Source organism: Ruegeria sp. AP11 (assembly GCF_056535865.1).
Genome location: NZ_JBQFJB010000001.1, coordinates 1430040 through 1448528, shown reverse-complemented (window position 1 = coordinate 1448528; position 18489 = coordinate 1430040). Strand labels below are relative to the sequence as shown.

Annotated in this window: 19 protein-coding genes and 1 tRNA gene; 1 reads left to right on the top strand and 19 read right to left on the bottom strand. The window is 62.5% G+C overall.

What is annotated here, in order from left to right; genetic code table 11:
- Positions 1–199: 199 nt before the first annotated feature.
- Complete coding sequence (locus ACR3E4_RS07535; protein ID WP_480533741.1) at positions 200–568, bottom strand: GNAT family N-acetyltransferase; 369 nt, start codon at positions 566–568, stop codon at positions 200–202.
- A 207-nt stretch (positions 569–775) separates the two neighbouring features.
- Positions 776–861, bottom strand: a tRNA-Leu gene (locus ACR3E4_RS07530).
- A 178-nt stretch (positions 862–1039) separates the two neighbouring features.
- On the opposite strand from ACR3E4_RS07530, the gene ACR3E4_RS07525 reads away from it, so the two are divergent.
- On the top strand, positions 1040–2071 hold the full coding sequence (locus tag ACR3E4_RS07525; RefSeq protein ID WP_480533739.1) for a pyridoxal-phosphate dependent enzyme: 1032 nt from the start codon (positions 1040–1042) through the stop codon (positions 2069–2071).
- Between the two features lie 93 nt (positions 2072–2164).
- Here the strand turns inward: ACR3E4_RS07525 and ACR3E4_RS07520 are convergent, their stop codons facing one another.
- The 17 genes from ACR3E4_RS07520 to cobA form a co-directional block, all read right to left on the bottom strand.
- A complete protein-coding gene (locus tag ACR3E4_RS07520; RefSeq protein ID WP_480533737.1) occupies positions 2165–3061 on the bottom strand; it encodes an FAD:protein FMN transferase in 897 nt (298 codons plus the stop codon).
- A complete protein-coding gene (locus tag ACR3E4_RS07515; RefSeq protein WP_480533735.1) occupies positions 3058–3573 on the bottom strand; it encodes a nitrous oxide reductase accessory protein NosL in 516 nt (171 codons plus the stop codon). The genes ACR3E4_RS07520 and ACR3E4_RS07515 overlap by 4 nt, the downstream gene beginning before the upstream one ends.
- A complete protein-coding gene (locus ACR3E4_RS07510; protein WP_480533733.1) occupies positions 3570–4391 on the bottom strand; it encodes an ABC transporter permease in 822 nt (273 codons plus the stop codon). Before ACR3E4_RS07510 ends, ACR3E4_RS07515 begins: the two co-directional genes overlap by 4 nt.
- Positions 4388–5281, bottom strand: coding sequence for an ABC transporter ATP-binding protein (locus ACR3E4_RS07505; protein ID WP_480533731.1), 894 nt, complete (start codon positions 5279–5281; stop codon positions 4388–4390). Before ACR3E4_RS07505 ends, ACR3E4_RS07510 begins: the two co-directional genes overlap by 4 nt.
- Positions 5271–6527 carry a nitrous oxide reductase family maturation protein NosD gene (locus ACR3E4_RS07500; RefSeq protein WP_480533729.1) on the bottom strand — a complete coding sequence of 419 codons (1257 nt, stop codon included), beginning with the start codon at positions 6525–6527 and terminating at the stop codon, positions 5271–5273. The genes ACR3E4_RS07505 and ACR3E4_RS07500 overlap by 11 nt, the downstream gene beginning before the upstream one ends.
- A 2-nt stretch (positions 6528–6529) precedes the next feature.
- Positions 6530–8437, bottom strand: coding sequence for a TAT-dependent nitrous-oxide reductase (gene nosZ, locus ACR3E4_RS07495; RefSeq protein WP_480533727.1), 1908 nt, complete (start codon positions 8435–8437; stop codon positions 6530–6532).
- Between the two features lie 14 nt (positions 8438–8451).
- Positions 8452–10575, bottom strand: a complete 2124-nt coding sequence (locus ACR3E4_RS07490; protein WP_480533786.1) for a 4Fe-4S binding protein — start codon at positions 10573–10575, stop codon at positions 8452–8454.
- Positions 10576–10619: 44 nt separating this feature from the next.
- Positions 10620–11084 carry a DUF2946 family protein gene (locus ACR3E4_RS07485; protein ID WP_480533725.1) on the bottom strand — a complete coding sequence of 155 codons (465 nt, stop codon included), beginning with the start codon at positions 11082–11084 and terminating at the stop codon, positions 10620–10622.
- A 104-nt stretch (positions 11085–11188) separates the two neighbouring features.
- Positions 11189–11452, bottom strand: coding sequence for a hypothetical protein (locus tag ACR3E4_RS07480; protein ID WP_480533723.1), 264 nt, complete (start codon positions 11450–11452; stop codon positions 11189–11191).
- Positions 11409–12932 (bottom strand): cytochrome D1 domain-containing protein, encoded by a 1524-nt coding sequence (locus ACR3E4_RS07475; protein WP_480533721.1) that lies wholly within the window; start codon positions 12930–12932, stop codon positions 11409–11411. Before ACR3E4_RS07475 ends, ACR3E4_RS07480 begins: the two co-directional genes overlap by 44 nt.
- A 76-nt stretch (positions 12933–13008) precedes the next feature.
- Positions 13009–14223, bottom strand: coding sequence for a heme d1 biosynthesis radical SAM protein NirJ (nirJ, locus tag ACR3E4_RS07470; protein WP_480533719.1), 1215 nt, complete (start codon positions 14221–14223; stop codon positions 13009–13011).
- A 3-nt stretch (positions 14224–14226) separates the two neighbouring features.
- Positions 14227–14709, bottom strand: coding sequence for a siroheme decarboxylase subunit beta (gene ahbB / locus ACR3E4_RS07465; RefSeq protein WP_480533717.1), 483 nt, complete (start codon positions 14707–14709; stop codon positions 14227–14229).
- On the bottom strand, positions 14706–15155 hold the full coding sequence (locus ACR3E4_RS07460) for an Lrp/AsnC family transcriptional regulator (RefSeq protein ID WP_480533715.1): 450 nt from the start codon (positions 15153–15155) through the stop codon (positions 14706–14708). The genes ahbB (ACR3E4_RS07465) and ACR3E4_RS07460 overlap by 4 nt, the downstream gene beginning before the upstream one ends.
- Complete coding sequence (gene ahbB / locus ACR3E4_RS07455) at positions 15152–16141, bottom strand: siroheme decarboxylase subunit beta (RefSeq protein ID WP_480533713.1); 990 nt, start codon at positions 16139–16141, stop codon at positions 15152–15154. The genes ACR3E4_RS07460 and ahbB (ACR3E4_RS07455) overlap by 4 nt, the downstream gene beginning before the upstream one ends.
- Positions 16142–16144: 3 nt before the next feature.
- Positions 16145–17290, bottom strand: coding sequence for a cytochrome D1 domain-containing protein (locus ACR3E4_RS07450; protein WP_480533711.1), 1146 nt, complete (start codon positions 17288–17290; stop codon positions 16145–16147).
- The gene (locus ACR3E4_RS07445; protein ID WP_480533784.1) at positions 17287–17583 is read right to left on the bottom strand and encodes a c-type cytochrome; all 297 of its coding nucleotides are present in this window, start codon (positions 17581–17583) and stop codon (positions 17287–17289) included. Before ACR3E4_RS07445 ends, ACR3E4_RS07450 begins: the two co-directional genes overlap by 4 nt.
- Positions 17584–17665: 82 nt before the next feature.
- On the bottom strand, positions 17666–18427 hold the full coding sequence (gene cobA, locus ACR3E4_RS07440; RefSeq protein ID WP_480533709.1) for a uroporphyrinogen-III C-methyltransferase: 762 nt from the start codon (positions 18425–18427) through the stop codon (positions 17666–17668).
- Between the last annotated feature and the right edge of the window lie 62 nt (positions 18428–18489).

The following is an 18489-nucleotide window of genomic DNA, read 5'->3' as shown; positions in this document are numbered from 1 at the left end:
CCGGCCTTTGCGCGCGACTCGAATTGCTCTAGGTCAGGCTATCCGTTTTGATGGGGGTCAAAATGAAGCTTAGTGCATTTGAGATTTGTTGCATTCTGCTGGCCAGCGCAGTGGCCGTGGCAGGATTTGTAAAAGCCGCAAATGCCGTGATTTCGGTCATCTGAGCGGGCTGTGATAAGCGGCTCATTTCAGCAGCGCGCTAGCTGAGTGCCATGACCATCTCGACCTCACCGTCGACAATCCCGCCTGTCGGGTCAAAGCCAAACCGTTTGTAGAGCGCCAACGCGCTTCCGGGCTCATCGACAACACTGATTACCAGATTTGCACGGCCCTTCTTCTGAGCCAGCGCTTTTGCGAATTCCAATGCCGACCGGCCATGGCCTTTGCCCTGATGCGCCTGATCAACCATAAGCCGCCAGATATATATGCCGTCGGGATCGTCACCCTCATCCAAATCCGCATCGGGATGGAACATATCGACGACTGCCAGCAACCCGACAGGAGTTTCATCTTCCCAGATGCCATAAATCTCGGACCCTGGTTCAAATCTCGATTGGGCGATCGTCATAAGGTTTGATGCAACGAACGTAGACTGTTCGTCGTGCACGCTCAGCGCTGCCAGAGGCCGGAGAGTGTCTCGTGTCAAAATTCGGAAATCAGGCATGTGTTTACTCTACGGGACGAATACCAGCGCGTGAAGCTTCATGGTCCGGATGGACCCTCTGGCCTTCCTGATCACGCCCTATACGCGCATTTGTTTGCTTGTAACTGAAACTGGTACGGGCGGTGGGACTCGAACCCACACGGCACCAAGGCCTTCGGATTTTAAGTCCGATATGTCTACCATTCCATCACGCCCGCAAACCTGTTCGTGCGGCGGATCAGGCCGAAACCAACAGGATCGCCACACACTTACAGCCAACCAAATGGATTGAAAAGACGCTCGTTTCGCGGATCGGATTTGAGCGAAGCCGAAGCGCGCGGTTGACAGGGCTTGACCCTTCCGCTCTCGTCGGCGGATCAGCAGAAGGAGCGCGCGATGAAAGCGGTCAGCAACCCGTATCAGAATGGGACCAAACTGGCGGATGATGCGCCTTATCCGTCGACCGACATTTCGGGGTTGGGGCGGCATCGCCTGTTCTGCCCGGATTTCGTTGAAACACCGCTGGTGGATGCAACGGCGCTGGCACCGGTGGCAAAGCTCTGGGTCAAGGATGAGCGGCCCCGGATGGGGCTTGGGTCGTTCAAGGCGCTGGGCGCGGCTTATGTCATTGCGTGTCAGGCCGACGCGGCAGCCGATAAGATGCTGAACGGGCGCACCTATGTCACTGCAAGCGCAGGCAATCATGGGATGAGCATGGCCGCCGGGGCGCGGGTCTTCGGGGCAGATGCGGTGGTTTACATTGCCGAAACCGTACCCGAGAGCTTTGCCGATAGGTTGCGGGCGCAGAACGCGCAGGTGGTACGCGAAGGCGTTGACTATGCTGCCAGCATGGAGGCCGCCGCGCAGGCGGCGCAGCAGAACGGCTGGACCCTGCTGTCGGACAGCTCGTGGGAGGGTTACACCGATCTGCCCCGTCTGCTGATGGAGGGGTATCTGCAAATGGCGCTGGAAACGGCCGAGCAATGCCCCGAGGCACCAACCCACATCCTGTTGCAGGCCGGGGTTGGCGGCATGGCCGGGGCCGTGGCCGCCTATGCGCGCAAGGTCTGGGGGGACGCGCCGCAGATTACCGTGGTCGAACCCGGTTCAGCCCCGGCGCTGCAGGCCAGTATCGAGGCCGGGCAGTGCGTTTTCGCCGATGGCCCGGACAGCATCATGGGGCGGTTGGACTGCAAAGAACCATCGCTGATTGCCCTGAACGGGCTGGCACGGGATGCAGATCTGTTCCTGACGCTGGACGATTCCGAAGTTGTCGCGCAATTGCCGGCCATGGCCGAGGCCGGTTTGGACACCAGCGCCTCGGGCGGGGCGGGCATCGCGGCGGTGATGAACGCGGCGGTGCGGGAGGCGCTGGAGATCGGACCCGAGGCGCGTGTTTTGTGCATGCTGACCGAGCAGCCCGCCTGACCGGCTTTGCCTTCTCGATGATCCGCGGTCGGGCCGTCAAACGCTGCGGTGGCGTCAGGTATCATGATCAGGCGGTGGCGTGATGTCAGGCGCTCAGATCAGCATCTCGATCCGGGCGTCCGGAAAACGGGCCAGTACGGCCTTGGTCCGGTCTGGCGAGGTCACGCAAAGTGCGGTCGAAAGCCCGTCCGCCACCGCGGCCTGTGGGGCCGATATTGACACTGCCCGATGTGTCGGACCCGCGCCCAGAGGGTTCAGGATATGGCCCAGCCCACCGTTCAGCCGCGTGCCGTCCGGGGCCGAGGTGGCAACGGCGCGGTCCCGCAGAGTGATCCGTTTGGCGATCATGCCATCCGGTCCGGCCAGTCCGACGCGCCAGGGCTCAGCGCCGCCGCGTTCACCCAGTGCGGCGACCTCGCCCATATCCACCAGAACATCGCGCAGGCCATAGGACCGGAGCAAAGCGGCAATCCGGTCGGTGACCGCCCCTTGCGCTATCCCGTTCAACGTGATCGCCGACCGTCCCGGCTGCGGCAGACGAATCTCATCCGCGTCAATATGGACTTTGTTCCAGCCAATCGCCTGACGCGCATGATCCACATGCGCCTGCGCCGCCCCGCTGGCGAGCGCCAGCCATAACGGCTGAACCGTCGGATCGAAGGCCCCCTCTGACGCGTCGTGGAGCGCAGAACACAGGCTCAGCACCTCCAAAAGCTCAGGCGCAGGGTCACGCAGGCGGCCCGCGCGGTTCAACCGGCTGATCTGCGACCGCGTGCGATAAAGGCTAAAAATATCCTCAAGCCGGTGCAGCTCGGCCTCGACCGCAGCGAAGATCGGCGCGGCCTGCGTATCCGTCAGACCTTCCAGCCGCAGGCTGGCGGGCGCGCCCAACGCGATGCCGCGCCATTGGGCCACGCCGCTGGCAGCGGCGGGCACAGCGGCGCAAGCGGCCGAAATGGTCAGGAACCGGCGGCGGGTCAGGCGGGTCATGCGGGGGTCTCCAGAATCAGGTCCAGATCGACGGGGCCCAGAACCTCTGTATCGGGCACCTCGGACAGGGGCAGGGCAGACCCACCATAACGCAGGATGAAGGCTTCGGCCTCGGCGGGTTCTGCAAAGGGCACAACTTCGCGCGCGCCCATGCCGCCGGCGACATCGGCGCCGACCACGAAGGTTGCGCCATCGGCTGCGATCCAGTTGGAAATCCCCGGCTGCCGCCAACTGGGGGCCACACCCATATCGCTGACGTAAACCGCAGTGATCTTGGCGTCACGCTCGGGGCTTTTGAGATAGGCCAGCATGTCGCGCACCTGCGCAAAGAACAGCGGCGCGGGGTAACCTTCCAGATGGATCTGTCCCTTTGGCCCGCCATGTTCGGCGATGTTCATCTGGCAGAAATAGCTCAGAGCATCCGGGGTCAGATCGACCGGGTCGGGGGCAACGGCGACCTCTTCCTTACAGGCCGCCAGCGCGATCAGCGCGATCAGGGCGAGGCGTTTCATGGCTCGACCCTCCGGAATGCCAGCCGCGCGAGGGCAAAGCCCAGCACCGGCCAGAGCAGCAGCGAGGCGGGCGCGGCCCAGACCGGCAGGGCCTGCGCGGCCCCGGTCATGCCGGATGCCATTGCGACGCCCTCGGTCGCGGCGATGTTCCACAGACGGAACGCGTCGGCCGGGTTGGCCACCATCACCCATGGAAAGACGGATTGGGTGAAAGCGCCGCCCTTGTCCATGACGACGGCCCCCAACAGGCCCAGATCATAGAGGACGACAAAGACCAGCCAGAGCCCGGCCGACAGACCCGCCGCCGCCGTGGCCCCCTTTGCCAAAGCGGACAGCAGGTATCCCAGCGCCAGAAAAACAGCGCCCAGCAGGATGGATGTGAGGATGAGACGCGCCAGCGCCATCAGGCTTTCAGGCCCCGCGCCGCCAAAGAAGGCGGCCACCGCGCCTGCGGTGCCGAATCCGACGGTCATGGCGAAGGCCAATGCGGCCAGATGGGCGGTGAACTTGCCCAACAGGATTTCTCCGCGTCCCGCCGGATAGGACAGCAGCAGCGACAGGCTGCCCCGGTCCACGTCGCCCGCGATGGCCTCGAACGAGATCATCAGCGCCAGTAGCGGCGCGAGGTAAACCGACAGCGTGGTCATCGACGCAACCGAAACGGTCAGCATGTCGACGCCCAGCGTGCCGGTGGGCGCGCTGCCCGCAAAGGTCAGCGCCAGCGCGAACAGCACCATGATCAGCGTGGCGACCAGTAGCCAGCGGTTGCGGCGCAGGATCAACATCTCGGTGCGGGTGATGGCGAGGAAGCGGGTCATTGCAAATCCTCCTGTGCGTAATGGCGATAGAGGTCTTCCAGCTTGGGCGGCGTCATTTCCACATCCGCCACCGCATCGCCCAACCCGGCGATCCGGCGCAGCGCCTCCATCTTGTCTTCAGGCGTGCAGAGCAGTTCCACCGACGCCCCGTTGATCCGGTTGCCGCCCAGTTCTGCGGCCAGCGCATCGGCGTTGGCGCTGGCGCGCACCTTCAGGCGGATTGGCAGACCGGCCAGAGCCGACAGGTTGTTCAGCGTGTCGTCGGCCACCATCCGGCCTTTGCGCATGATGGCGATCCGGTCGGTGCGGGCCTCGACCTCGGTGAGCGCATGGCTGGCAATCAGTACCGCAGTGCCCTGCGCCGCCAACTCATCGATGATTGCATACAAATCCTGCCGCGAGATCGGGTCCAGCCCGCTCGTCGGCTCATCCAGAAGCGCCACCTTAGGCTGGCCCAGCAGCACCTGCGCCAGACCCAGACGTTGCCGCATCCCCTTGGAATACGCTCCGATCCGGCGGTCCAGCGCATCGCTCAAGCCGACGCGCTCCAGCAGACCGGGCACATCGGCTTTCGCGCCTGAAAGCTGCGCGAACAGGGTCAACTGCTCGCGGCCCGTCAGCGCCGGATGGAACGACACCGCCTCGGGCAGATAGGCCGTCTCGCGCCGGGCCTGAGCACTACCGGGGGTGGCATCTCCGATCCGGATGGCTCCGCCGTGGATCGGCGTCAGGCCGAGGATGGATTTGATCAGGGTCGACTTGCCCGCACCGTTATGGCCCAGCAGCGCCACGCGCTGACCGGGGGCAAGAGACAGGGTGATATCGTCAAGGACGCGGGTTTTTCCACGGTCCTTGAGAACATGGTCGATTGACAGGGCCTTATCCGTCATGAGGCACCTTTTTCATAGCTGGGGGTTCAGGGGCTTGCATCAATGGGTTGCTGTCCATCACGCCACCCGGCAGAAGCGCCGGGAAGGCCGCTTGCGACCAGCGCACCAGCTGCACGGCAGGGGAGCCGAGCAGCAATTTGGCTGCGGGTTGGGTCCACAGCACATGGTCCATCGAGTCATTGGGGCGATAGGGGGCATCGGCGATGCCGTTGCCATCCACATCGAAGGCGGCAAAATCGGACCAGTAATTGCCGCGCCCGTCTTCGGACCACTCGACCCATTTGGTCGAGACGTATTTCACCTGCGTCCGGTTGCCGACAAAGGCGTTGCCGACGATCCGGTTGCGTTCAGACCCGGCGGTAAAGTGGATGCCGATGCCGCATCCCTGGAACCAGTTGTCGGTGAATTCGTTCTTGTTCGAGTTATAGAGGAAGGTGCATTTCTCTTTCGCACCTTTCACCACGTTGCCGGTGATAACGCTCTTGTTGGCATAATTCAGCATCACGCCATGTTCGCGGTCGCCGATCGAGACATTGTTGGCGACAGTCACATTACTCGTGAACATCACCGCATAGCCCAGATCGTTGCCGATCGAGACATTGTCGCTGACCACCGAATTGTCCGCATACATGTAATGCACGGCAAAACGCAGATCGCGGAACAGGTTGCCGGTGAAGGTGTTCTTCTTCGACGAGTTCACGAAGATCCCGTCGCGGCCATAGCGGATGTCGTTATCCTCGACCACCGCACCCGGCGCGTTCCAGACATAGACCCCGTTGCCGCGCGCGTTCATGTGGCGGTCTTGCCGCCCCTCGATCCGGTTGCGGCGCACGATGCTGTCCTTGGCTCCATGAATATCGACGCCATAGAGATTGCCTAGCAGCACGTTATCCTCGACCACCGGCGCATGGGCCGTCTTGGTCAGCTGGATGCCGCTGTCGATCCCGTCATGGCCAGAGCCCGAGCCGATCACCGTCAGCCCGCGCACCGTCACGCCCGGCCCGGTTACGGTGATGACGCTGCCTTCGCCTTGGCCGTCAATGGTGGCCTGTCCCAGCCCATCAATTGTGATGGGCCGGTCCAGCACCAGTCTTTCAGCATAAACGCCGGGGCTCAGGCGGAGGGTGTCTCCAACCGCCGCCTGCGCAAGTATCTCGTTGATGGCCCCCGCCCGGTTGGGCACATCCCAATCCGCCGCCCAAAGGGGCGAGCCGAGCAGGAACGGTATGAGCAGGGACCAACGCATGGTTACGCGCTCCGCGGCTCAACGAACATCCGGCCGCGCATCTCCATGTGCAGTGCGTGGCAGAACCACTGGCAATAGAACCAGTGCACGCCCGGACGGTCGGCGATGAAGGTGACCGAGGCGGTGGCCTGCGGCGCAACCTCCATCGCGATGCCGAAGTTCGACAGGCACAGCCCGTGGGTCACGTCATCCACGTCATCCAGGTTGGTGACATACAGCGTCACCTCGTCACCCTGTTTGACGGTGAACTTCTCAAGGCTGAACACCGGCGCGGTCGAGGTCATGTAGACCCGCACCTTGTTGCCATCGCGGATCGGCTCCTCGGCGCCTTCTTCAAGGTCTACACCATCGGCGGCTGCCTGCTGGCGCGCCTCTTCCCACATCGGGTCGTTGCGATCCCAGACATTGACCGGGTTCACCTTGGACCGGTGCACGATGATCGAGTCATGCGGTTCCGCAAAGGTCGGCCCGTCATGAACCACCTTCATCTTGTCGCCCGAGATGTCGATCAACTGCTCGTTTTCAGGCTTCAGCGGACCCACGTTCAGGAAGCGGTCTTTCGAGAATTTGTTCATTGAAATCAGCCACTTGCCATCGGCTTCGGCGGTTTCACCCATCGAGGTCGAGTTGTGGCCCGGCTGATAATGCACATCCACCTTGTCGAGGATCGGATCGACATCCGCACCACCAAAGGCTTCGATGGCCTTGGCGATGTCCCATTTCACCACCTGGCTGTCCAGGAACAGGGTGGTATAGGCATTGCCCTTGCCATCAAACGCGGTGTGAAGCGGGCCCAGACCCAGCTGCGGTTCCGCCACGATGGCCGAGCGCGGATCGGCGTTGTCGGCAAACAGCGCGTCGACCTTTTCCACATCGATCACCGAAACGGTCGGCGACAGCTTGCCGTTGATCATGATGTGTTTCTTGTCGGGCGCGGCGTTCACACCATGCGGCGAGTTCGGGATCGGGATGTAACGGGTCAGGTTGCCGCCCGCCTCTTTGCGCCCGTCCACGACCTTGACGCCGTTCAGCTCCTGATAGTTGCCAGCAGCAATCGCGTCTTCGATGCCTTTGAGGTTGAACACGACCACGTGGTCCAGCTCATTCTCGGTCATCTCGGCCAGGTTCATACCCATTTCCGAGTTATAAGACGTCGAGAACGCGTATTTGCCCTGATAGTCGCAATCGGTGTTGTCGAGGTTGCCCGACACCATCACCTGCCATGCGATCTCCATCGTGTCACCGTCGATGGCGGTGAAGATGTTCACGTATTGCGACGGATCGTCGAGGATTTCGCCATCATTGACCAGCGGCGCCTCGTGTTCGCCATTGGCGAAGATGTAACCGGTGCGCGGATATTTCTGCGGACGCAGACCGTGGATGTCATGCGCGTTCGGGATCTCGATGATCTTGTCGCATTTCATCACGTCGCAGCGGATACGCGCCACGCGGGTGTTGGCCTTGTCGTTCATGAACAGATAGCGACCGTCATAGGTTCCATCGGTGAAGGACATATGCGGGTGGTGCAGGTCGCCATTGTCATAGGTGACCTTGCCGTTGGCGGCCAGATACTGCTTGGTCTCGGGCAGCAGCCCTTCGGTCAGCACTTTCAGCGACTCGTTGGTCTGGCCCCAGCCGGTGGCCGAGCAGCGGTTGAACACCGGAATGCGCATCAGCTCGCGCATGGACGGCACGCCAAGGATGCGCACCTCGCCGGTCTGACCCGAGGACCAGAAGCCGTAATATTCGTCCAGCTCACCGGGCTCCAGCGCGGCATTGGCGGCGGCGCTGGCCTCTTTCGCGGTCATCAGGGTGCTGCCCAGACCGGTTCCGGCCAGCACGGCGCCGGTTGCAGATGCACCCAGCAGCCCGCGGCGTGTGACGTTCAGTTTCTTATCGTGTTCCGACATGATCGTTCCTCCTTTTAGGAAACAGATTGCGGTTTGGCGTTCGGATGGTTCGCCGGTGGTTGTCCGAGCGGGGTCTTGATGTTGACCGACCCTGTCTTGGCCCGCCGTTTAAGCTGGCGGATAACGACGGGACATTTGCTCTCGGACTGATAGAGCACCTGACAATGCAGGCAGGTGACGCACTCGTTCGGGTTGATCTCACCGGTGGGGTGGATGGCCTGAACGGGGCATTCGTTGGCGCAGGTCTGACACGGCGTGCCGCAATCCTTGTAGCGGCGCAGCCAGTCGAACATGCGAATACGGGCAGGGATCGCCAGCGCGCCGCCCAACGGGCAGAGATAGCGGCAGTAGAACCGTTCGACGAACAGCCCGATCCCCAGCAGGGCAAGCGCAAAGACCACAAACGGCCAGTCGCGCATGAATTTCAGAATGATCGCGGTCTTGAATGGCTCGATTTCGGCATAGGTCTCGGCCAGCGGGATCGACACAAAGCTGAGCCCGAAGAGTCCAAGGAAGATCATGTATTTCGCCGGCCACAGCCGTTCGTTCAGGCCCCAGGGCAGGGTCCATTGCGGCACCTTCAGCGCACGCGCGATCTTGTTGGTCAGTTCCTGCAGCGCGCCGAACGGGCACAGCCAGCCGCAATAGGCCCCGCGTCCCCAGAACAGCAGCGCGGCGGCCACGGCGAACCACTGAATGAAGACCAGCGGGTCCAGCAGGAAGGCATCCCAGCTAAAGCCGGTGCGCAGGCTGCCCGCCAGCGCCATCAGGTTCACCACACTCAGCTGTGCATTGGCGTACCAGCCGATGAAGAACAGCGTCATGGTCAGATAGCCGATGCGGAACCAGTAAAAGACGCGGGCGTTCATGGTGGCGTGGAACTGGAAGAAGAACGTCGCCGTCAGCACCAGCAACATCACACCCAGCACCCCGATCTCGACGGTGCGGTCCTTCCAGATGCGCTGCCATAGCGCGGCCTTGGCGGCGGCCTCGCCGGTGGCGTCATCGACCACCGCAGGTGCGGCGACCGGCAACAGGTACTGTTCCGGCAGCTTGTAGCCCAGATCGAAGGTCAGGAATGTCTTTTCTACTGCGCCCACGGCCCTTTGCACCAGCAGTTGCAGGCGGAACGGCTCGGCCGGATCGAACTCGGCATCGGCGGGGATTTTGAAGATGTCGAGTTCGGTGAAGGTGGGCGCATCCGCTGCCGCAACCTTGCCCAACCGGCGCTGTTGCTTGTCGAAGAACCGGACCGAGCTGTCGCCCTGGATCAGCTGTATCCGGTCAAAGATACCGCCCCGCACATAGCCCGATCCCTTGAAGCTGTAGGCCCCGCGCCCCAGCACCAGAATGGCTTGCTCGCCCTCGTCCAGCCAGTTCAACAGGTTCTGATATTCGGCCTCGCCCAGCAGCGATTTGCCGATCGACGGCACCGAGACCAGCGCCATATGCATGTCGATAAAGGTATCATCCGGCGCGCCCGGTTCCGGGCGTTTGATGGCCCGTTGATCACCGGTGGCCTCAAACGCCGCGTTGATCTGCCCGATATCCAGCGTCAGCCGCCGGACCGAGCCGTCACCCGACAGGGTGGTCCAGTCGTACACCGCATCCTGTGCCAGATCGACCTCGCGCTTCGGCCCTTCGGCCTGCAGCGGAGACAAACCGCCCAGCCCCAGCGCCCGCGCCACCTTGATGCCGCCGCGCACGAGGCTGTCGTCGATCACCATGATCGTCACCGTCGCCCCCGAGATGATGTCGAGGTCATGCCCCTCGCCCCCGGTCTCGGCTTCGCGTTTGAGGTCCAGACCGGCATAACCTTCGGTCAGCTCAACCATGCGCGAATTGGGGATGCCGATCAGCACGATGGGTTCCGAGTGCTTGACCAGCTTCACCCCGGTCAGCACCGCATCATCGTCTATGGCCGCAACCACATGGATGGGCTTGCCGGAATAGCCGGTGGTGCCAACGAAATCGGATGTCAGAAAAGCCCAGGCCACGGTCTCGCCGCCCTTCAGGACGGGCGCAATCTTGACGTCATCGCGCACCGGGCCAAAGGCATCGGCACCGGGCGCCAGATCGGCGGGCTCAAGCTCGGGCAGGAAGCTGGCAAGGCTGTCGGCATCGGCGCTGATCGCCATCAGACAGGACAGGGCAAAGGCCAGCACAAGGTGGTATGCGCGACTTACGACCACGGCGCACCTCCGGATAGTTGGGTGGACGCCATGGACGCGCGCAGGGCGCGTTCCGTTATGTCTTGGGTCGCGGCTGGGGGTCCCCGGGTTTCGGGCCACAGCCAATTCGAGTTGTACAACACGAAAGATACACGGTTTTGGACCTGTACAAATTGGACGATTCCGGACTGCGGCGTTTGCGCCATCTCCGGAACGGGTGCCGCGCTTGTGATCGCGCACAGCGCGCATTCGGCGCATTTCGGGCAGGGCGCGGTCGGATCTTCGGGGCCTTCTCCAAGGTCAACCTCGACCCAGACCGCGCCGCCCTCCGAGCAGATCTCCATCCAGACACTTTGACCGGGACTCGCCAGCGCCGGAGCAAAGCTCTGCAACAACAGAAGGAGTATGCCCGCCAACCCGGCTGCCGCGCGAACCGCGCGGACAGGGAGATTGTGCAGATGGGTCAGGGCGGACATGGAGACTCCGACTCGGGAAGCTATGCCTGCGTTCTAGAGGATTCTCTCGGTGCGATACTTGACTTAGGTCAGGTGGTGCGACTTTCCGATTTTATGGATTGAAATCAACCGTCTGCCTCATCCATCAGGCCCCGCAACCAGCGCCCCGCCAACCACGCGGCCGGAACGCCCAGAGGGATCGACCACAGGATCGCCGGAACCGGGCGGATCACGCTGAATCCGATGCCGTGCAGGATCAAACCCAGCAGGAACAGGTTGATCGCCACGGTCAGCATCGTGGCCGGATACAGCAAGATGGCCAGTTTCCAGACCGGCCATTTGCCATCAGTGGCTGGTGCCTTCCGAGAAGGTGATTTTGTTCCAGACATTGTACTTCCCAGACGGTTTGCGCATCGGCAGGCGGCGTATCTCTTCCAGCGTCTGCGCGTCATAGACGATCACCGCGCCATCATCCTCCCAGATCGAAACCAGCGCGTGACTGCCATCCTTGGTAAACTCAACATGAGCAACGGTCTTGCCCGGCGCGGGACGCAAAGTTTTCACGATTTCAAGGCTTTGCTTGTCGATCACGTGCATGGCATCCTTGTTCGGGCCAAAGAAAACATCAGCCCAGACGTAAGGTGAATTCTCATGGCTGCGCATGAAAAACCCCGGCCCTTCGGTCTTGATCCGCTTGACGGTTTCCCATGTCTGCATGTCGATCACCGACACGGTGCCATCGGTTAGATGCGGCGTCGCCATCACGGTGGTATCGCCACGTTTCCACGTAATCCCCGAACCTAAATGAGGCATCCCGGGCAGGTCCAGATCGGCCACCTTGTGCCCGATCACCAGATCGATCACTTGCCCACCCTTGCCGTCTCGGGACGCACCCATGACGTATTCATAGGTCTGATCGAAAAAGAAATCGTCCAGATAATCGGGCGTAGTGATTTTGCGTACAGGGAAGGGATCGGGGTTTTTGAACTGTCCTTCGATGCGGAAATCATGGCCCAGCCCAAACTGCGGCGGATTGGCCCCGTAGAAGACCTCCCAGATCTCGGGGACATCCTTCAACGCCAGCACAAAGCTCTCCCGCGGCGGTGCCTGATACACGGCCGAGACTCGGCTGGGGACGCCCTTTTTGCTTTTGACTTCAATGACTTTCGCCACTGACAGATCTTCGGTCGAAAGCAACGTCAGCGAGTTCGGCAGGTAATTCGCCACCGCCACCCATTTGCCATCCCCCGACATGGCGATGTTACGGCTGTTCAGGCCCGCGCGCACGCGTCCCACCTGTTTCAGCGCCCAGATGTCATATTTCTGCACCCAGCCATCGCGCGACATGATGAAGACATAGCGCCCGTCCGGGCTGAACTTCGGCCCGCCATGCACGGCGAAGGGCGTCTCGAACCGGTCCAGAACCTCGAACGTGTCGCCATCCAGAACGCTGACATGGTGATCGCCGGTCTCAACGGCCAGCGTGATGTTCATCGGATCGCTGTCCCAGACAGGCGCGTCTACCGACACATAATCCTCGTCCAGAGTGCGGCTGGCCATGATATCAGCCTCGCCCCATTCGGGATCACTCTCCAGCGGAGATTTCAGCCAGCCAGCCAATTCCTCAATCTGCAACGCGTCCAGTTCATGCGAAAACGCGGGCATCTGCGTCGCCGCGCGCCCCTCGGCAATCACCGCCGCCACGCGCGGCCCGCGCATCCGCTTCAATGTCTCGGGGATCAACGCCGGACCCACCCCGCCCAACCGGTTCTCACCGTGGCACGAGGCGCAAAACTCGGCATAATCCGATGGGGCATCAGCCCAGGCTGCGCCCACACTCAGGGCTGCGCACAAAGCCCCCGTCTTCATCTTTTTAAAAATACTCCCGCCGGAGGCTCCCGCGCTCACCACCCGCGCACTGGCTGGGCGGGCAGAGCCAACGGTGTCAAAAGAACTGATGCGCCGGATCATGGCTTTTCCCCCGGAACGGCGTGACCTGCAGACGCTCGCCTGCGTCCTGCACGCCGATTTCTTCGTTTGACAGATAGCAGGCCGGGTCCTCGGCCCACGGATCGCCTGTCAGTTGCAGGGCCCGGATGCGGGTGTTGCCGCCACAGACATCCTTCAACTGGCACGCTCCACAGCGCCCTTTCAGCGGTCTTGGACGGGTGCGCAGCAGCTCCAGCATCTGATCGCCACCGGTCCACAGCTGGGAAAACGGGGCCGTCTTGACGTTGCCGACGGTGTAATCCGACCAATAGGTATCGGGATGCACGCGGCCCAGATTGTCGATATTGGCCACGCCCAAACCGCTGGAATTGCCACCCCAGGCGGCCAGATGTTCGCGCACATGCGCGGCCTTTTCCGCATCGAAATGCGCCCGGACCCAATTCAGGAAATACCCCGCATCCGCATCGTTATTGCCGGTCACGATATCCAGCGGACGCCCGCCCGAAGCCGCCTCCCACGCGCGATCCAGCAACAGGTCCATCCCCTTGCGGGTGCGCAGGTGTTCAGCATCCTCACCCCGATTCTTGTCGCCGCGCCCGGCATAGACGAGGTGAGACAGATAGAACTTGTCCACCCCTTCGTCGTCGCACAATTGCAGCAGATCGGGCAGGTGATGCTGGGTGCCTTCAGTCAGGCAGAACCGCAGCCCCACCTTGATGCTGCGCCGCTTGCATTCGCGCACACCGCGCAGGGCATCGGCAAAGGCACCCTCGACCCCGCGAAACCAGTCATTGGTGGCCCCGATCCCGTCCAGCGAGATACCGACATAGCTGAATCCCACATCGGCAATCCGGTCGGCGGTTTCGCCGTGAATTTTCGTGCCGTTGGTGGAAAGCGCCAGCATCGGCACCAGCTTGCGTGCGCGTGTGGCGATGTCGAAGAAATCGAACCGGTCCAGCGGCTCCCCACCCGAGAGGATCAGGGCCGGGACGCGAAATTGGCCCAGATCCTCAAGGGTTTCCATGGCTTGCTGATGGCTCAGCTCACCGGGGAATGCCACATCCGCCGAAACGGTATAGCAATGGCGGCATTTCAGGTTGCAGCGTCGTGTCAGGTTCCAGATCACCACCGGTTTCACCGGCCCGGAGCGGCGTTTGCGCACCGGGGTCGGTTTCACCAACTGGTGCATGTATTCGGTCAGGCGGAACATGTCTCAGCCTTTCTTTTTCAGGCGCAGCCCGGTCTTCTTCAGGATGCGCGTGGAATAGAGGATATCTTTCGCGCCGCAGGCATCGCCAAGGATATCCGCGATCTGCGCGCGTTTTTCCTCGACCTCATCCCGGTCAGCACCGTGGACCATGGCAAACAAGTTGTAAGGCCAGTCGGGCAAAGCGCGGGGGCGTTCATAGCAGTGGGTAACAAAGGGCAGGGCACCGATCTGCGCGCCCAGTTCGGCGATGCGGCTGTCCTCGACATCCCAGACAGTCATACCGTTCGAGGTCATTCCCAGCTTATAGTGATTGGGCGCAGCAGCGATGCGGCGGATGACACCGCGCGCCTTCAATTCAGCCAAACGATCGAGAAGCGTGCCCTCGTCCATACCCAACCTGTCGGCCACGGCGGCATAAGGCGCGGGCGCCAGCGGCAGGCCGCCTTGCAGCGCTTCGATAATCTCTCTGTCCTTTGCGTCGATCATGCCGCCACCCGGAAACCGATGAAGAATTCCTGCAGTTTGGGGAAACGGAGAACCTTGATCCCCGTTTCCCGTTCAATGGCATCGGCAGCGGCCTCGATCCCCTCGGGCGTTTCGGTGGCCAGCACGAACCACATGTTCAGCCGGTGCGTGCGTTCATAATTATGGGCGACCTCTGGATGTGCATTGACTTTGGTCAGGACGGTTTCGAAATCCGCGCTCGGCACCGCCATTGCACACAGACAGAACGCCCCGCCCATGGCAGCGGCGTCGAAGAACGGCCCGAACCGGGTGATCACGCGATCTTCTTTCATGCGTGCCAACCGGGTCAGCAGATCAGCTTCCGAAATTCCCAGATTCCGCGCCACTTCGGCATAGGGATGCGGTGTCAGCGGCAGGTCATCCTGCATTCGGTTCAGGATGGCGCGGTCGGTTGCGTCCAGTGTCATGCGGCGGCCTCCTTCGGTTTGATCAGCGCGCCGGTCTGTTTGAAGCAGCGGGTCGAGAACAATACCTTGTGCCGGACACCGGCCAGTTCCGGCAGCGCGGCGGCCCCGGCCAGTACCGCGCGCGCCTCGGGGCGCGAACGGGCGTGGATCATGGAATACAGACGATAGGGCCAGAGGCCCGCGACCGGGCGGCGCTCGTAACACAGGGTAATGCCGGGATGGGCCGCAAGGGCCGGACCGGCGCGGTCGATCTGCTGTGACGGCAGGTCCCAGACCACCATTGCATTGGCCGACCAGCCCAGGGCCCGGTGCCGCACGATGACCCCAAGGCGCGAGACAATGCCCGCCATGTGCAGCGCCCCGATCCGCGCCATCACCTCATTGGGATCGCGATCCAGCGATTGCGCCAGCGCGGCATAGGGTTCGGCGACCAGCGGTAGCCCGGTGCTCAGCGCCTGCAACAGCCCGCGGTCGCCGGGTTGCATGGCGGAACGGTCCACCTTGCGCCGGTTCGGAACCGCCTGCGCGTCACCCGCCATGCGAAAGCCCAGATCGATGTTGAACGGACGCACCAGCCGCAAATCCAGCACACGCAACCCTGTGCGCTGGCTGATGCGGGTCAGCGTGTCATCGACATGCTGGCGGTCCGGACCGGTGGCCACGAACCACAGATTCCAGTCGTCTTCACGCTGATAATTGTGGTTCACGCCGGGTTCGGCGTCGATCAGAGCAGCCACTTGTTCCAGCCGGTCCTCGGGCGCGGCAACAGCGGCCAGAGTGCTGGCCGATACCGTCCCCGGCGCGATGGTCGCGCCCACCCGTGTGATCCGGCCTGTGGCGCGCATGCGAACCAGACGGTTCAGCACTTCGGCCTCGTCCAGCCCCAGAAGATGGGCCAGCACCTGAAACGGGCGGTCGGTGATGGGAAAGTCGCGTTGAAACTCGTCCAGCAGGCGGCGGTCGGCGGGGTCGGTGATATGTTCCATCGCTTACAACCCCGTTCTGTGCGCGCGAGCGGTGAAGAAAATGCCGGATGGGCTGTCGGCCTCGATCTCGCGCAGTTTCTCAAACGTTTGCGTGTCGTAGACCATGACCTTGTTTGCGTCGCGCACACTGATCCAGACCTCATGTCCGCGCGGCGTGAACTCCATATGCAGTACCGCCGGACCCGGTTTGAATTCGTGGATGATGTCCTTGGTCACGGAATCGATCACCTGAATCGTGTCGTTCAGCGGGTGGGCGAAATTCACCCAGACCTGCCGCCCGTCAGGTCGGGCCATGGCAAAGACCGGCTGGCCGTGGGTTTGGGTGCGCCCGGTCTCGGTCAGGGTGTCGGCATCGATCCACAGAACCTCGTGATGGCCGACGGCGGGCAGCACGAATTCGCGGCCCGTCAGCGCCCAGCCTTCGAGGTGGGGCATCTTGTAGACCGGCATCTCCTCTTGCCCGCGCCCATAGTTGGGCAGCACGCGGATGGGTTCAGGCATCTCGGCCCACAGGTCCAGCGCGGTCAGGCCGTCCTCGCCGAACAGGCCGGTGATATAGGTGCGGCCATTTGCGGTGATCAGCGCGTCATAGGGGTTCTTACCCATCTCGGGGATCTTGGTGATTGCGGGTGCGCCTGCGGCGAAATCGGCAATCCAGGTCTCGCCCGTGTCCCACATGGTGAAGACAAACCGGCGGCCCGGTGCATCGACCAGACCGATGGTTTTGCTGCCGGTGGGGATGTCGGCGACCATCTCCAGCGTCTCGGCGTCGAACACCCGCACGCCGCCGGGTTCATAGTTCGACACGGCGACCAGTTGCCCATCGTCCGAGATCGCACCGCCGATGGCGTTGCCCGCCTGCACCACGCGGCCTGCGATCTGGCGGGTGACGATATCGACCTTGGTCAGACCGCCGTCGCGCCCGAACACATAGGCGAAACGTTCATCGGGCGAATAGACCAATGAGGCATGGGACAGATCGCCCAGCCCTTCGATCCGCGCCAGCGCCGCGCGGTCGGATTGATCGACCAGCAGGACCGAGCCCTTGGCCCGTTCGATCACCAGCCCCAGATCTCCGGTGGCGGTGGGTTCCGCCTGCGCGGTGGTCATCATCAGGGTGGCCGCAAGGGTAAAGATGAGCTGTTTCATTGTGCCTCCGGTTCCAGAAGGTAACGGGCGATCCATTCGGCCTCTTCCTGACTGATCAGGGGCCGCCAGGGGGGCATCGCGGTGTCGGGGATACCGTCGAGGATGACGCCGGTCAGGATGTCCGCGTCGTAATGTTCCAGCGTCTCGGATCGCAGGTCGGAGCCAAGACCGCCTTTCAGCGACAGCCCGTGGCATGAACCGCAATCCTGATGGACCAGCCGCTTCAATGCGTTGGGATCAAGCGTGTCGGCAGCGAACGCGGTTGTGGCCACCAGCACGGCAGAGGTGAGCAGAACTGATGTCAGCGACCGGCTGCGGGGGGCGGTCGGGCGTTGTCTGGCGCTGCTGCCGGGCGCAGCGTATCGGCGTCCAAGCTTAGCCATTGGCCTGCTCCAGCAATTCTGCCACAGACCGTTCGGCGTAAAGCGACACAACCTTGCCAATGATGAACAGCGTGGGCGCTTTCAGGTCGGCGGCGCGGACATCAGCCGCCAGCCGATCCAGCCGGGACACCATGCGATGTTCGTCCGGGGTGGTCGCTTTGCCCACGGCCAGAACCGGGGTCGAGCCGGGCAGGCTTTCGGTCATCAGGCCCATGGCGATCTGGCCGATATTGGCGACGCCCATATAGACCACCAGCGTCGTGTCGGGATCGGCCAGACGCTTCCAGTCCAGATCCAGCACCTTGTCGGCCTGCCGATGCCCGGTGACATATTGCACCGAGGTTGCCAGCCCACGATGGGTCAGCGGCACGCCGGTGGAACAGGATGCGCCTTGCGCGGCAGTGATTCCCGGCGCGTATTCGACCGGGATGCCGTTTGCCATCAGATGCGCCGCCTCTTCCGAGCCGCGCCCGAAGATCATCGGGTCGCCGCCCTTCAGGCGCGCTACGGTGTGACCGGCGCGGGCTTCTTCGACAAGGATTTCATTGATGCGATCCTGCGGCACGGTATGGCATTTCGGTGCCTTGCCCACCGGGATCAGGCGTACGCCGTCGGCGTGCAGATTGAGGATATCGGCCGAGACCAGGCGATCATAAACCACCACGTCCGCCTCTTGCAGCATCCGCAGCGCGCGCAGGGTCATCAGTTCGGGGTCGCCGGGACCTGCGCCAATCAGAAAAACCTTACCGCTCATGTGCACACTCGCTTGGTCTGAATGTCTTCGGAGCCCGGTGTGCCTGCGCAAATCCGCAGCGA

Coding starts and splice junctions, on each gene's coding strand:
- ACR3E4_RS07535 (WP_480533741.1), bottom strand. CDS start 568: ATGACGATCGCCCAATCGAGATTTGAACCAGGGTCCGAGATTTATGGC.
- ACR3E4_RS07525 (WP_480533739.1), top strand. CDS start 1,040: ATGAAAGCGGTCAGCAACCCGTATCAGAATGGGACCAAACTGGCGGAT.
- ACR3E4_RS07520 (WP_480533737.1), bottom strand. CDS start 3,061: ATGACCCGCCTGACCCGCCGCCGGTTCCTGACCATTTCGGCCGCTTGC.
- ACR3E4_RS07515 (WP_480533735.1), bottom strand. CDS start 3,573: ATGAAACGCCTCGCCCTGATCGCGCTGATCGCGCTGGCGGCCTGTAAG.
- ACR3E4_RS07510 (WP_480533733.1), bottom strand. CDS start 4,391: ATGACCCGCTTCCTCGCCATCACCCGCACCGAGATGTTGATCCTGCGC.
- ACR3E4_RS07505 (WP_480533731.1), bottom strand. CDS start 5,281: ATGACGGATAAGGCCCTGTCAATCGACCATGTTCTCAAGGACCGTGGA.
- ACR3E4_RS07500 (WP_480533729.1), bottom strand. CDS start 6,527: ATGCGTTGGTCCCTGCTCATACCGTTCCTGCTCGGCTCGCCCCTTTGG.
- nosZ (WP_480533727.1), bottom strand. CDS start 8,437: ATGTCGGAACACGATAAGAAACTGAACGTCACACGCCGCGGGCTGCTG.
- ACR3E4_RS07490 (WP_480533786.1), bottom strand. CDS start 10,575: ATGGCGATCAGCGCCGATGCCGACAGCCTTGCCAGCTTCCTGCCCGAG.
- ACR3E4_RS07485 (WP_480533725.1), bottom strand. CDS start 11,084: ATGTCCGCCCTGACCCATCTGCACAATCTCCCTGTCCGCGCGGTTCGC.
- ACR3E4_RS07480 (WP_480533723.1), bottom strand. CDS start 11,452: ATGTCTGGAACAAAATCACCTTCTCGGAAGGCACCAGCCACTGATGGC.
- ACR3E4_RS07475 (WP_480533721.1), bottom strand. CDS start 12,932: ATGAAGACGGGGGCTTTGTGCGCAGCCCTGAGTGTGGGCGCAGCCTGG.
- nirJ (WP_480533719.1), bottom strand. CDS start 14,223: ATGTTCCGCCTGACCGAATACATGCACCAGTTGGTGAAACCGACCCCG.
- ahbB (WP_480533717.1), bottom strand. CDS start 14,709: ATGATCGACGCAAAGGACAGAGAGATTATCGAAGCGCTGCAAGGCGGC.
- ACR3E4_RS07460 (WP_480533715.1), bottom strand. CDS start 15,155: ATGACACTGGACGCAACCGACCGCGCCATCCTGAACCGAATGCAGGAT.
- ahbB (WP_480533713.1), bottom strand. CDS start 16,141: ATGGAACATATCACCGACCCCGCCGACCGCCGCCTGCTGGACGAGTTT.
- ACR3E4_RS07450 (WP_480533711.1), bottom strand. CDS start 17,290: ATGAAACAGCTCATCTTTACCCTTGCGGCCACCCTGATGATGACCACC.
- cobA (WP_480533709.1), bottom strand. CDS start 18,427: ATGAGCGGTAAGGTTTTTCTGATTGGCGCAGGTCCCGGCGACCCCGAA.